This is a genomic window from Campylobacter sp. BCW_6463, assembly GCF_001762785.1.
Lineage (GTDB): Bacteria > Campylobacterota > Campylobacteria > Campylobacterales > Campylobacteraceae > Campylobacter_D > Campylobacter_D jejuni.
In genome coordinates, this window is record NZ_MJXL01000064.1 from 26,127 (window position 1) to 40,894 (window position 14,768).

At 30.2% G+C, this 14,768-nt stretch carries 11 protein-coding genes; 7 read left to right on the top strand and 4 right to left on the bottom strand.

Annotated features, from left to right (window positions below):
- Window positions 1-27: 27 nt before the first annotated feature.
- Together glmS and AJ884_RS07285 are read right to left on the bottom strand one after the other, a co-directional pair.
- Complete coding sequence (glmS, locus tag AJ884_RS07280; protein ID WP_070275966.1) at window positions 28-1,824, bottom strand: glutamine--fructose-6-phosphate transaminase (isomerizing); 1,797 nt, start codon at window positions 1,822-1,824, stop codon at window positions 28-30.
- 4 nt (window positions 1,825-1,828) lie between these two features.
- Window positions 1,829-4,177, bottom strand: a complete 2,349-nt coding sequence (locus AJ884_RS07285; protein ID WP_070286543.1) for a nucleotidyltransferase — start codon at window positions 4,175-4,177, stop codon at window positions 1,829-1,831.
- Window positions 4,178-4,319: 142 nt separating this feature from the next.
- Between AJ884_RS07285 and mqnE the strand changes: the two genes are divergently transcribed.
- The 6 genes from mqnE to AJ884_RS07315 are packed head-to-tail and all read left to right on the top strand — an operon-like array spanning window position 4,320 to window position 10,964.
- Window positions 4,320-5,384, top strand: coding sequence for an aminofutalosine synthase MqnE (mqnE, locus tag AJ884_RS07290; protein WP_070284116.1), 1,065 nt, complete (start codon window positions 4,320-4,322; stop codon window positions 5,382-5,384).
- Between the two features lie 9 nt (window positions 5,385-5,393).
- Window positions 5,394-6,713 (top strand): NCS2 family permease, encoded by a 1,320-nt coding sequence (locus AJ884_RS07295; protein WP_070286544.1) that lies wholly within the window; start codon window positions 5,394-5,396, stop codon window positions 6,711-6,713.
- Between the two features lie 14 nt (window positions 6,714-6,727).
- Entirely contained in the window at window positions 6,728-7,171 is a 444-nt protein-coding gene (locus tag AJ884_RS07300; RefSeq protein WP_070284114.1) for a phosphoribosyltransferase, read from the top strand.
- Between the two features lie 44 nt (window positions 7,172-7,215).
- Complete coding sequence (locus tag AJ884_RS07305) at window positions 7,216-7,914, top strand: VacJ family lipoprotein (protein WP_070284113.1); 699 nt, start codon at window positions 7,216-7,218, stop codon at window positions 7,912-7,914.
- 9 nt (window positions 7,915-7,923) lie between these two features.
- Window positions 7,924-8,493, top strand: a complete 570-nt coding sequence (locus AJ884_RS07310) for an ABC transporter substrate-binding protein (protein ID WP_070284111.1) — start codon at window positions 7,924-7,926, stop codon at window positions 8,491-8,493.
- The gene (locus tag AJ884_RS07315; protein ID WP_070285949.1) at window positions 8,493-10,964 is read left to right on the top strand and encodes an efflux RND transporter permease subunit; all 2,472 of its coding nucleotides are present in this window, start codon (window positions 8,493-8,495) and stop codon (window positions 10,962-10,964) included. The genes AJ884_RS07310 and AJ884_RS07315 overlap by 1 nt, the downstream gene beginning before the upstream one ends.
- Before the next feature lie 30 nt (window positions 10,965-10,994).
- Here AJ884_RS07315 and rdgB read toward each other — a convergent pair whose 3' ends face one another.
- Window positions 10,995-11,597: an RdgB/HAM1 family non-canonical purine NTP pyrophosphatase gene (gene rdgB / locus AJ884_RS07320; RefSeq protein ID WP_070285948.1), complete on the bottom strand. Its 603-nt coding sequence runs from the start codon at window positions 11,595-11,597 to the stop codon at window positions 10,995-10,997.
- A gap of 165 nt (window positions 11,598-11,762) precedes the next feature.
- Here rdgB and AJ884_RS07325 point away from each other — a divergent pair, with 165 nt between their 5' ends.
- Window positions 11,763-13,064, top strand: coding sequence for an MFS transporter (locus AJ884_RS07325; protein WP_070286545.1), 1,302 nt, complete (start codon window positions 11,763-11,765; stop codon window positions 13,062-13,064).
- A 2-nt stretch (window positions 13,065-13,066) separates the two neighbouring features.
- Here the strand turns inward: AJ884_RS07325 and AJ884_RS07330 are convergent, their stop codons facing one another.
- Complete coding sequence (locus tag AJ884_RS07330) at window positions 13,067-14,740, bottom strand: 4Fe-4S dicluster domain-containing protein (protein ID WP_070286546.1); 1,674 nt, start codon at window positions 14,738-14,740, stop codon at window positions 13,067-13,069.
- Between the last annotated feature and the right edge of the window lie 28 nt (window positions 14,741-14,768).

The following is a 14,768-nucleotide window of genomic DNA, read 5'->3' on the forward strand; positions in this document are numbered from 1 at the left end:
ATGTGCAGTTTCTTTAAACTGCACGGATTATTCGACTGTTACGCTTTTAGCCAAATTTCTTGGCATATCCACATCATTGCCAAGTCTTATAGAAATTTCCATTGCTAAAAGTTGAGTAATTACCATCATTTCAAAAAATTCACACATATAGTGATCTTGCTCATTGGTTTTTATAAAATCATCACTCAAATCAAATTCTAAAGGCGAAATGCTAAGCACTGTAGAATCCCTAGCTATAAGCTCTTCAACATTTGATTTTGTTTTTTCATAAAGCATATGCTTTGGCATTAAAGCTATAGTATAAAGTTTAGAATCAGCCAGAGCAATAGGGCCATGTTTCATCTCTCCTGCAGGATAACCCTCAGCGTGAAGATAAGATAATTCTTTAAGTTTTAAAGCTCCTTCTAAGGCCAAAGGATAAAACACATCTCTACCTATAAAGAAAAAGCCATGTCCATCTAAATAACGCTTGGATAAACGATGAATTTTTTCATGTAAAGCCTGTTTTACACTCACACAATTTGGAGTATGTAAAAGCGCTTTAATTTCAGCAGAAACATTTAAATTTCTTTTTTGTGCCATAAAAATAGCAAGCATCCAAAGTGTTAAAACCTGAGTGGCAAAAGCTTTAGTTGAAGCAACTCCTTTTTCTATGCCCGCACGAGTTAAAAGGCTTAGATGTGCTAAACGCACTATATTAGAATTATCCACATTACAAATTGCAAAAGTCTTAGCACCCTGCTCTTTTGCAATCTTTAAAGCCTCTAAAGTGTCTGCTGTTTCTCCACTTTGAGAAATAACGATAAATAAAGAATCTTTTTTTATAATTGCTTCACGGTATCGAAATTCACTTGCAATTTCTACTTTAGCTTTAACTTTAGCAATTCTTTCAAACAAATAAGCACTTGCCATTGCAGCATGATAGCTTGTTCCACAAGCACAAAGCGTGATTTCATCTACTTGACTTAAATCTTCATTGTTTAGCTCATCAAAAACGACTTCATCGCCTTGAATACGCCCCATTAAAACTTCACTCATCACGCGATTTTGTTCATAAATTTCTTTTTCCATAAAAAAGCGAAAGCCGTCTTTTTTTGCATAAGCCTTATCGCCTGAAAGCTTAGAAAAACAAAGTGATTTTAAAACATCATTTTCATAAACGACAAGCTCATCTTTACTCGCGTATCCCAAGCTTAAATCTTCAAGATACATCACCTCATCACAACTTCCTATCAAAGGTGCATCACCTGAAGAAAAATACCATTCTTTATTTGCATTTTTACCGATAATCAAAGGAGCAGCATTTTTTGCAAAATACACATGATGGGGATCTTTTTTTGTTACTAACAAAGTAGCAAAAGCACCGCGAAGTTCTTTGATGGTTTTTTGCCAAGCTTCAAAAACTCCCAAATTTCTTGCATAAAATTCAAAAAGCTGAACAATAACTTCAGTATCTGTTTGGCTTAAAAAACTCACGCCTTCTTTTTCAAGTTTATCTTTGATTTCTTTATAATTTTCTATAATACCATTGTGAATCACGCAAGAATACTGTCCCAAATGAGGATGTGCGTTGATTTCAGTAGGCTTACCATGAGTTGCCCATCTTGTATGACCTATAGCAAAACCATAACCTTGACTTTCAAAATCCGTGCATTTATTCGCCAAATTTTCAAGTTTTCCTACAGCTTTAAAAAAACTAAGCTCTCCTTCTTGCATCACTGCCATACCCGCACTATCATAGCCACGGTATTCTAATTCTTTAAGTCCATTTAGTATAATTTGTTTTTTTTCATTATTTCCTATATAGCCTACGATTCCACACATTTTTTTACTCACTTATTAATAAATTAACTAACTTTTGCTCGCTATGTTCTAATTTTTCATTCTTTTGAAAAATAAAAATATTACGCGTCCTTTGTCTTATAGTTTGAATTTTTGCTGCACATAAAACAAGTTCAAGTTCATTAAAAACATTCATCAAATACGCCATTAAACCTTGCTGATCTTTGGTATTAAGACCTAATTTGGCATACATTTTAGAATAGTTTAAGTCTAATTTTAACTCATCTTTTTTAATGACTGGCTTTTTAATTTTTTTCAAATTAAAACCAGAAAGATTTGAATTTAAAAGCTCGCAAAGTTTTAGTTTTTGCTCATCACTGATAATATTATCATATTCAAATCTTAAATAAATTTTATCATCAAAAAGTTCAAAAAAATTCATGAAAATAAGATTTAAATTTGTTAAAGAACTTAAAATAATGGCAATATTAAAATGAAGTTGTGCAACAATTTGCAAACTAAGATTTGTTTCATTACTAAACCAAAATTTAAAATCATTTTCTTTGGCTAATTTAGAAATCATAACAATATCTTCAAAAGTATTTTTTATAATAAAAAGATTTGATTTGATATGTATGATTTTATCTTGCAAAATTTCATCTTGCTCTAAAAAAATCTTACTTCTTTTAAGTGTTAATTCTTTTTTTACTCTTCTTGCGCTTTCTTCAAGTAGATTTTCATCTTCAAAACCTTGTTTTGCATTTTCTAAAAGTTTATCAAGAACTCTAAAATAAAAAGCATTGTAATTTAAAGCCTTAGCCTTTAGCCAAGTTAAAGTATATAAAAGCTCTAAATTTTCTAAATTTTCTAATTTAGAAACCAAACTACTTACAACAATAGGATTATATATATCTTCTTTTTCTACAAGATCTTTTAAGGCATTATTGTTTTTAAATATTTTAAGACCCCATTCTAAAATTTCATTCTTTAAATCAAATTTGGAGCAATACGCTCTATATATGCCTGCTAAAGAAATTTCATTTTCACTTTCTATAGCGCTTAAAAGTATCACAAGCTTTAAAATCATTTTTTCATCGGTTTTAAGTTTTTGGAGTATCTCAAGCTCATCTTCGTATTTTTCAAATTCACTTAACATAAGAAAAACTTGCTCATCAAAACTATAATTTCCTTCTTCATCGCTTAAAAAACGAACTGTCCAAAAAGGCTTGCATAAATCTTTTAAAATTCCACTATCAAGCAAAAGTTTTAAAACACAAAAACTATGCCTTTTATAAAAAATTTTCTCAAAAAGTATTAAAGCTTTTTCTATATCTTTTTTACCGTATTTCAATCTTCTTAGGGCAAAAACTAAGTTAAGATCGAAAATAACCTGTTTATCTTCAAGTTTTAATAAGTATTCTAAAACTTCCACAAGAGTTTTAAATTTATATTCTTGTTTAAGAGCATGATTTAATCCATCTTGAATTTGCTTTGCTAAAAAGTGTGTATAAAAACCTATAGTATGCATACTTTGCAAAGCTTTTTGAACCAACAACTCATTTGCTCCAAAATGTTTTTTAGCTTTTTTATACATTAATTCACTCAAATCATGAACATTAATAAGTAAAAATTCATCCTCATCTTTAGCACTTAATAAATTCATCGCTGATTTTAAAGAAAGTAAAAAGTCTCCAGCTAAACGTAACTCGCTTAAATTTTTTTCATCTATAAAATTTAAAGCATAATTTTTTGGAGAAGTCTTAAAAAGAACAAGCAAACCCTCTAAGGATCTTAAATGATTTAATCCGCCAAAATCTTTTAAGATATTAAATTCTTGCTTTATAAATGGAATATCAAATTCTTTAAAATTTTCTAGCAAAAGCTTGGCAAAATCATTTTTATTTTCTTCTAAAATACTCTCAAATTTCGTCTTAATCCCTTTAAATAAAATCCTAGAACCACATATAAAACGAGTTTGTATTATAGAAGTCTTAAGCTCATTGCTAGCATTATAAAGTCCATTAAATTCTAAGACAACCAAATCAATTTGCAAATGTGCATCATTTAAAATTTCGATAAAAGCCTTAATCATAGGTTTTAAATGAAAAGCCTTAATATCTTTATAAACAAAAATCAAAGAAATGCTTTCATTAAAACAAAGACTATTATTTGCATATGCTTTGCTTGCTAAAACACAAAAAGGGATATTATCACTTGGAGGTGAAAAATCATCAAAATAATCTTTAAGAACTATATCATAAGCTTTTTTTATGAAATTATCCATATTTTTAGAATGATATAAGCTAAACGCCCCTTGCTTAAGAAAAAATTTTCTACAACTTTGGGTATAGGAACTAAGATTTTTTTTAAAAATTTCTAATTCTTTATTTAACAAAATTTCCACTCTCTTTAAATTTTAATATTTTAATAATAATCTTAACAAAAATATCTTTTATTTTGGCTTTTTCTATAAACTCTTTTTCAGTAAGCAAAAATTATAATGCTTTATTTAAAAACAGCAAAAGAGTAAAATTAAAATGAAAAATTTAATTACCAAACTAGAAAATGAAGAAAGATTAAATCAAGAAGAAGCCAATGCACTTTGGGATTTAGATCTTTTTACCCTAGGCAAATACGCCCATAAAAAACGCACCAAACTTCATGGAAAAAAAGTTTATTTTAATATCAATCGTCATATCAATCCAACTAATATCTGTGCAGATACCTGTAAATTTTGCGCCTTTTCAGCACACCGAAAAAATCCTAATCCTTATTTGATGACTCATGAAGAAATCATGAAAATTGTTGATGAAACCGTAAAACGAGAAACCAAAGAAGTACATATCGTTTCAGCTCATAACAAAGATACAACTTGGCAATGGTATTTAGAAATTTTTAAAATGATAAAAGAAAAATATCCTAATCTTCATGTAAAAGCTATGACTGCTGCTGAGATTGATTTTTTACATCGTCGTTTTAAAATGAGCTATGAAGAAGTGATAGAAAAAATGCTTGAATACGGCGTTGATTCCATGCCAGGCGGTGGAGCTGAAATTTTTGATGAAGAAGTGCGTAAGAAAATTTGTCATGGAAAAGTTAGCAGTGAAAATTGGCTTAAAATTCATAAACTTTGGCATGAAAAAGGCAAACAAAGTAATGCTACCATGCTTTTTGGACATATAGAAGAAAGACATCACAGGGTCGATCATATGTTAAGACTGCGTGATCTTCAAGATCAAACCGGTGGATTTAATGCTTTTATCCCTCTAGTTTGGCAAAGGGATAATAGCTTTATACAAACTGATAAAATCATAGATAGTGAAGAAATTTTAAAAACCATTGCCATTGCTCGTTTGGTGCTTGATAATATTAAAAATATCAAAGCTTACTGGGCAACAATGACTTTAAATTTAGCCATGGTAGCACAAGAATTTGGAGCTAATGATTTAGACGGCACCATAGAAAAAGAAAGCATACAAAGCGCAGGTGGTGCAAAATCTGCCAAAGGCACAAGTTTAAAAACTTTTATCGATATGATAAAAACTTCAAATCTTATTCCTGTAGAACGCGATAGTTTGTATAACGAGCTAAAAACCTACTAAGGAGAAAAAATGGACTTTTTTAAACTCAAAGAAAACAATACGAGTTTTAAAACTGAAGTTATAGCAGGGCTTAATACTTTTTTGGCTATAGTTTATATTATCCCTGTAAATTCTAGCATAGTAGGAAATACAGGAATGCCTATAGAAGCTTTAATCACCGCAACAGCTTTAATCACCATAGTTGCAAGTGCTTTTAATGCTTTTTTTGCCAATACTCCTGTAGCTATGAGTGTTGGAATGGGTTTAAATGCTTATTTTACCTTTGCAGTTTGTTTAGGTCAAAACATAGCTTGGCAAAGTGCCTTAGGAGCTGTTTTTATTTCAAGTATTATTTTTCTCATACTTTCTTTTACGCATTTTCGCCTTTGGGTAATCCGTAATATCCCAAAAGATTTACGTCTTGCAATTTGTGCCGGTATAGGTTGTTTTATTGCATTTTTAGGCTTAAGTCAAATGGGTGTGATAATGCATAATAAAGATACTTTAGTCAGCATAGGAAATTTCAAAAGCCCTCATGTGCTTTTTGGAATTTTTACCCTAGCTTTAATCATATTTTTTTGGGCTATAAAACTTCGCGGAGCTTTTATTTTGGGGGTATTAGTAAGCTCTATTATCGCTTGGATTTTTCATTTAGATAATGCAAGTTTTCCTGTGCAAATCTTTTCTTTGCCAAATTTTAGCATGGAAAATGGTTTAGGAGTCATCTTTTTACAACTTGATATCAAAAGTGCCTTAAATATTACTATGATACCTATAATTCTTACTTTTTTTATCACTCAACTTTTTGATAGTATAGGAACTATCACAGGTGTGGGTGAAAGAGGAAAGATTTTTGATGATCCAAAAAATGGAGAAAAAAAACTAAGCAAAACCTTAATGGCAGATGCAACAGGATCAGCCTTAGGAGCTATGACAGGCACTTCTACAGTTACTGCTTTTGTAGAAAGCACTACAGGTGTTGAAAGTGGAGGAAGAACGGGGCTTACAGCTTTAGTTGTAGCTATTTGTTTTGCTTTTACACTTTTTTTACTGCCACTTTTTAAAGCCATTCCTGCAAACGCAATATACCCCGTACTTGTAATGGTTGGAATTTTAATGTTTATGGAAGTTAAAAATATAGATTTTAAAGATAATGCTATAGCTGTAGCAAGCTTTTTTACTATTATCATGATGCCTTTTACTTACTCCATTACCACAGGTTTTGCTTTTGGTTTTCTTTCTTATTTACTTGTAAGAATTTTTAAACGCGAATGGGATAAAATCAATCTTGGCATTATAGTTTTAAGTTTATTATCTTTGGGTAATTTTTTACTTATGGCACTACAATAAATTAAGGATATATAATGATATTTTACTCCTATGAAGAATTTAAAGAAGATGTAAAAATTCTTGCTAAAGAAATTAAAAAAGATTTTAACCCTGATGCACTTTTAGCTATAGCAAGAGGAGGAATGAGTTTAGGACACTCTTTAGCAGTAGCTTTAAAAACACGTCAGCTTTTTGCTTTAAACTCAATTCATTACGATGATACAAAAAAACTTGATACTATTAAAATTTTTAATATTCCTGATTTAAGCAAGCACAAAAAAATTCTACTCATTGATGATATAGTAGATAGCGGAGAAAGTTTAGTAGAAATAAAAAAAGTTTTGCTTGAAAAATTTCCTCATATAGAACTTAAAATTGCAACCATTTTTTACAAAAAAACCGCTCTTTTGGAGCCTGATTTTAAAGTAAAAGAAGCTACTGAATGGGTGGATTTTTACTGGGATATAAATCTTGATTAAAAATTTGCTATAATCTTACTTTTAAAATTTTTAGGAGTTTTTTCTTGAGAATAAAATTTATATCTTTTATTTTAATTTTTTTTACTATTTTTGCTTTTGCTAAAGAACAAAATTTAGATGATTTTGAACAAGAATACCAAAACTATCAAGTAAACGATCCGCTTTCAGGATATAACAAAGCTATGACAAGCTTTAATGTGGCTTTGTATGATTATGGTTTGCGCCCCGTTCTTAAGGGCTATAACGCCATCACTCCTGAATTTATAAGATTAGGAGTAAGAAATTTCTTGGATAATTTACTTGCTCCTTTGCGTTTTGTAGGCAATGTTTTGCAGTTTAAATTTGAAGAAGCGGGAGAAGAATTTAAAAGATTTACTGCTAATACCATTATGGGATTTGGTGGACTTATGGATGTGGCATCAAAAATGGGTCTTAAAAAACATCCCGCGGACTTAGGAACCGTTTTGGCTCACTGGGGCGTAGGAAGCGGTTTTCATATTGTCTTACCTATACTCGGTCCTAGTAATCTTAGAGACACTCTTGCTTTACCTGCAACTTGGTATGCAAGTTTTACCGCTTACATTGATCCTACTTGGGCAAGTATAGCTATAAGTGCTTATGGATTTGGCAATGAACTTAGTTTTAGGCTCGATGAAATTGATGAAATTTATCACAACACGCCTAATTTATATCCATTCTTGCGTGATGCTTACGAGCAAAGACGCAATGAACTTAGCAAATAAAGGAAAATAATGAAAAAAATATTTCTAATCTTGGCTTTATTTTTTAATGCTTTTGCCTTACAGCTAGATGAAATTTCTAGTACTATGCAAAAAAACATTGATGCAAGCTTAAAACTTTTACAAGATAGCAAAGAAGACAAAAAACAAGCTGCTGATGGAATCTTTAAACTTTTTGATAGTATAATAGATTATAAACTCATGGCAAAACTCAGTCTTTCGAAAAATTATTCTAAATTAAACTCAAAAGAACAAGAAAAATTTACCACAGCCTTTGAAACAAGTCTTAAAAAAAGTTTTACTGATAAACTCAGTCTTTATAAAGATCAGGTTTTAAAGGTCAAAAATGGTGAGTTAAAAAATGAAAAACGCTATTTTTTAACCACTTCTATGGTAGTAGATGGAGAAGAAAAAAATATCATTTTCAAATTTTACAATGATAATAACAACTGGCTTATTTATGATGTAGATGTTTTAGGCATTAGTATAGTACAAACTTATAGATCGCAATTTGGAGATATTTTAGCCAACCAAGGCTTTGATGTCCTACTTCAAAAACTTGAAAGCATCATTATAGAATAATGTTTGCAAAGCTTTTAAAGTTTTTTATTTCTCGTCCAAAAAGTACTTTTTTTGGAACCTTGTTTATATGCCTGTTTTTAAGCTTTTTTGCTTTTAAGCTTAACGTAGATGCAAGTGCTGAAAGTTTACTTTTAGAAGATGATACGGATTTAAAAACTTTTAGAGAAATTTCAAAACATTATAAAAGTGATAATTTTTTACTTTTAGCCTTCAAACCCTATGATGAAAAACCTTTTTCAAATGAAAATTTAGTTAAATTAAAAAAACTTCATGAAGAATTAGAAAAAGCCCCTTTAGTAGAACGCGTTTTTAGTATCATCAATGCCCCTTTGCTTCAAAGTTCGCAAAATACAGATTTAAAAGAACTTTTAAAAAATATCCCAAATATAGAAAGCCTAGACATAAACCGCACAAAAGCTCAAAATGAAATTTTAAATAGTCCCTTTTACAAAAATAATATCATCTCAAAAGATGGAAAAATAACAGGGCTTATTATTTACTTAAAGCCTGATACAGTTTATAATAACCTTATAGAAAAACGCGATCTTGCTACCGATGAAAAAGAAAAAGATCAAATTCGTCTTGCCATAAAAGAACATCAAGACAAGCAAAAAGTTATCACGAAACAAAGTCTAGATACTATTAAAAGCATAGTTCGAAATTATGAAAAAAATAAAGATACGCTCTACCTTGGTGGCGTAAGCATGATCGCTGATGATATGATAGCTTATATAAAATCTGATCTTGTGCTTTATGGTGTTTCTCTTGTATTTTTACTGGGATTTGCACTTTATTATTTTTTCCGTTCATGGCGTTTTGTTTTTTTACCTCTTTTTATTTGTTTTATAAGCTTAAGTGCGGCTAGTGGAGTTTTTGCACTTTTAAATTTTCAAATCACAGTTATTTCATCAAATTACGTTGCTTTAGTTTTAATTATCACCTTAAGTGTAGTTGTTCATTTGATCACGCATTTTATCGAAAGCACCCAAAATCATCCCAAAGCTAAAGTTGAGCGCATAGTGCTTGAAACCTTACTAGCCAAAGCAAATCCTAGCCTTTATGCCATTGTTACAACGATGATAGGATTTTTTTCTTTAATCCTATCAAATATCGAACCTATCATAAAACTTGGCATTATGATGAGTATAGGTATAGGTTTAGCTCTTATCTTTAGTTATTTGTTTTTAGCAAGTATCTTAGTTCTTTTAAAACCAAAAAATTATCATAAAAAAGAGTTTAAATTTAATCTTTTAGCCTTTTGCGCCAAAACCGCTCTTGATCCTAAAAAGCGTCGCATGATTTATGGAATTTCAGTTCTTGCTATAATCTTAGCTTTAATAGGCATTTCAAAACTCAGAGTTGAAAATTCTTTTGTCAATTATTTCAAAGATGGTAGCGAAATCAAAAAAGGACTTTTGGTTATTGATAAAAATCTAGGTGGAACCTTACCTTTAGAAGTAATCATTCGTTTTCAAAATAATAAAAACGATCAAAATACAAGCGATACTCTTGATAGTTTTGAAAGTGAATTTGAAAATTTAGCCACACAAGAAACTTATTGGTTTGACTCTAAAAAAACACGCATTGCAAAAAAAGTTCATGAATTTTTAGAAAACAAAGAATTTGTAGGTTCGGTTTTAAGTCTTAATAGTCTTTTAACCCTAGGGAAAAATATCAACGATGGAAAAGAGTTAGATGATTTTGCTCTTGCATTTTTAAATGAGAATTTACCTGCTAAATTTAAACAAGACTTGCTTTCACCTTTTGTAAGTATAGAAAATAACGAGTTAAGATTTAGCATGCGTATTGTTGATTCTGATCCGAATTTAAGACGTAATGAGTTTTTAATAGATCTTAAAAAACAGCTCAACGAGCTTGTAAAAAACGATGGAGTAGAAGTGCAAATCACAGGCATAATGGTGCTTTATAATAATATGCTTCAAAGTCTTTTTTCATCGCAATTTGATACTCTTATATTTGTAATTTTAGCTATTTTCATACTTTTTATCATTGTTTTTAGGGATTTAAAATTTTCAGTTGCGGCTATATTGGTAAATGTTATTCCTTTAAGTGTGGTTTTTGCTCTTATGGGGCTTTTAGGTATTCCTTTGGATATGATGAGTATTACTATAGCTGCTATTGCTATAGGTATAGGCGTTGATGATGCCTTGCATTATATTTATCGTTTTAGAGAAGAAATTAAAAACAAAAGCCTAGAAGAAGCCATTATGACTTCTCACCTTAGTATAGGTTCGGCACTTTATTATACTACCATTAGTATAGTTTTAGGTTTTAGCGTGATGATGAGTAGCAATTTCATTCCAACAATTTATTTTGGAATTTTAACCGTTTTTGTAATGATTTTGCTTTTAAGTGGAAGTTTGTTCTTATTACCAAGCTTTTTAATCACTATTTATTCTAAGAAAACCAAGTTTCCAAACCAACATAAAGAGCATATATTAAAACAATAATAGCTATATATTTTAAAAAATTTTTCATTTTTATCCTTTATTTAAAATCTTTAAAATGATTTTTGCAAGCTCTAAGGCTTTAAAACGATGAGAGATATTATTCTTCTCGTCCACGCTAAGCTGGGCTAAGGTTTTATCAAAACCCTTTGGAATAAAAAGGCTATCATAACCAAAACCATTTTCACCTTTTTCTGTATCTATTACTTTTCCATGCATGATTCCATGTGTACTAAATTCCCCCATCAAACCTACCATAGCAATAGCAGCAACATAATGTGCCCTGCTTTGATTAAAACCTTTTTTTATCATTTCATTGACAAGTTTATCACGGTTACTTTTATCATCGCCCTTACCGCTAAATCGAGCAGAATAAATTCCTGGGTTTCCTTCTAAAATATCTACACAAATACCACTATCATCACTTAAAGCGATAAAATCTTTTTTTTGTTTTTCATCTAAAGCATTAAAAACTGCTCTTGCTTTAATCAAGGCGTTTTCTTTAAAAGTTTTTCCATTTTCTTCAATCTCAAAAGGCGTTAAAACTTCATCAAAAGCATAAATTTCAAAATCTTTTAAAATTTCTTTAAGTTCTAAAACTTTATGCTTATTGCTCGTAGCTAGGATAATCTTCATAACAAAAGCTCCAAAATAATATCAAAACAAAAATATGATTTTATAAAATTTATCCTTGTGCGTAGCTTTTAAATATCAAATGATAAAACGATGTTAATCAATGCTTAATCCATTTCATAGTAAAATTATCCTAATTTAAATTTCAAATTTAATAGGAAATTGATAATGCTAAATAATGTCTTACCCTTATCTTTCATAGTTGGAACAAGATTTTTTGGGCTGTTTATAGTTTTGCCAGTTCTAAGTCTTTATGCTTTAAAACTTGAAGGTGCTAATGAATTTTTAGTGGGACTTTTAGTTGGTGTTTATGCCTTAACCCAAATGATTTTACAAATGCCTTTTGGAATTTTAAGTGATAAAATTGGTCGTAAAAAAACCATGCTCATTGGACTGATTATTTTTATAATAGGCTCTTTAATCTGCTCTTTTGCGGAAAATATCTACGTCATGCTTTTAGGAAGAATGCTCCAAGGTGCAGGAGCTATTGGAGCAGTAGCTACGGCAATGATAAGTGATTTTATCACAGAAGAAAATCGTGGTAAAGCCATGGCAGTAATGGGTTCTTTTATAGGACTTAGTTTCGCAGCTTCTATGGTGATCTCTCCTTTAATGAGTGCAAAATGGGGTTTATCTAGCCTTTTTGATCTTAGTGCGACTTTGTCTCTTTTATGTATAATTTTACTTTATACCGTTGTACCTAAAGAAAATAAAATCACTCATGAAAATGAAAAAACTCCTTTTTTTCATCTTATTAAACAAAAAAATTTAGCCCTTATGAATCTTACTAATTTCATGCAAAAAATGCTTATGAGTATAGCATTTTTAAGCATTCCTATCATTCTAGTAAAACATTTAGGCTTTGCTTCTGATAAACTTTGGATTGTTTATAGCACTTCTATGATGGTAGGTTTTGTCGCTATGGGCTTTGCTGGAAGTTTAGGTGAAAAAAGAGGTTTGGCTAAACAAATTTTACTCTTGGGAATTGTTTTTTTCATACTTTCTTATCTTTTTTTTGCTTTTAGTAATTCTATGAATTTTTTTATCATAGCGGTTGTGATTTTTTTTATAGGTTTTAATTTACATGAGCCTATTATGCAAAGTTGTGCATCAAAATTTTGTAAAGTCCATGAAAAAGGCGCAGCATTAGGATTATTTAATGCTTTTGGATATGGTGGAAGTTTTATAGGTGGTATTATCGGAGGGATATTTTTACATCTAGATGCCTTAAATCTTTTGGCTATTATTTTAGTAATTTTAGCTCTAATTTGGCTTGTGGCATTATTTTTCTTAAAAAATCCAGCTGATTTTAAAAACCTTTATCTACCTTTAGAAACACCTTTAAATTTCAGTACTTTTAGCGAAAATTTAGGAGTTGTAGATATTTATAAAAACTCTAAAAATCTTGTTGTTAAATTTGATAGCAAACTTACAAATAAAGAAGAATTAGAAGGCAAAATTAAGATCTAAATCTAATTTTGCCCCGCAAAACCCATTGCTTTTATCATCACTTTTGCCTTGCAATCTGCACAACAATAAAGTGTTTTGATTTTATTCTCATCATTACCAAATTTAGGTTTCATTAAATTGGCTATTTTTTCTACAGCTTTTTTGGTGGCAAATTCTTTACCACATTCTATACAGGCAAAAAGCTCATCTTTTGCCATGGTTTGATATTCAAAATAAGAAGCTCTAAACTCCATTCCACTACGAAGTAATTTTAAAGTATCTTTTTCAGCACAACTTAACTCACAATACCCACAAGTCGTGCAAAGAGAAGCATTAAATTTCAAAGCATTTTCTTGTTTGTCAGCGATTAAAGCTCCTACATTACAGGCACCCACACAAGAAAGACAAAGCGTACAGGTGTTAGGATTAATTTCTATCTTACCATAACGCAACCATTCGCCACTTTCTATACCGCCAAAATCTTCATTTTTTATCATTTCTTGCATTCTTTTGGCAAAATTTTCTCTTGTAGTTAAGGTGTTGTTATGAAAATCATATTTTAAATCTTGTATGAATTCTTGCTCTTTTAAAACATTTTGCAATTCTTTTTCATCTTTGGCAACAAAAATAGCTTTTTTTTGAAATTTTCTCTCAAAAAAAGTATTTAAAAGTACAATAGCCTCATTGCTACCACGAGATACAAAGTCCGTATAAAAAACCAAATTTGCTCCACTATTTTGCAAAAGTGTTAAAAAATGCATAGAAGAAAGCCACTTTTCACCCTCTATCATAAAGGGTAAAACATCTTTTGGTAAAGCAAGATTTAAATTTTCTAAAGACATTTTTTTAGGAATGATTAAAATTTTTTTATCTTTATAAAACTCACAAAGGGTAAAAAAACTTTCTCTTGGCATGGGAGCATAATCAAGTGATCCACTAGGACATACACTAATACATCCTCCACAACCCAAACAATCCACTTGAGAAAATTCTAAATGCTTTTTTTCATCATCTTTTAAAATCGCCACAGTAGGACAAATTTCAGCACATTTTGCACAATGCTCACTGCGTCTTTCGTGGTATTGGCACACGCTAGCATTATAGCTAATATAAGTTTTATAATGATATTTTGGACTTTTGCTTTGCAAAAACTCCAACAATACTTCAAGATTTTCAAAATTTAAAAGATTATAACATCCACTTTGTCTTGTAAAATCTTTACGCACAACGCTTAAATCCTCAGCTTTAAAAAGTAAAAAATCAAAATCTATTTCCACTTCTTCGCCTTGATTTTTAACCACAGCACAAAGTTCCCCTACACTTCCAAAAACAGCTAAAATTTCTACACTGCTTAAAGTAATAACCTTAAATCCATGTTCTTTTAAAAACTCTACGGTTTGAGTATCGCTATCTACTAAAATCAAACGATTTTGCACTTCTTTGCTTTGTTCTAAATCAAGCCCTAAATCATAAACACTAGCTCTTGCCTCATAAAGCGTTAAAACATTTTTACTTTGCTCTAAAATTTCATCTTGAGAATTTTTAAGATAAAAATTAATCTCAGGGGCATAAATTTGTGCTTTTTGATTTTTATCATTACAAATTAATACTTCTTTATCATTTGCCTGATCTAAAATTTCAATAGCATCGGGCAAAGGGATCAAAACATCATTTTTTATATAAACAAAATCTTGCATTGTCTTCCTTAATCTCTTTAAAACATCA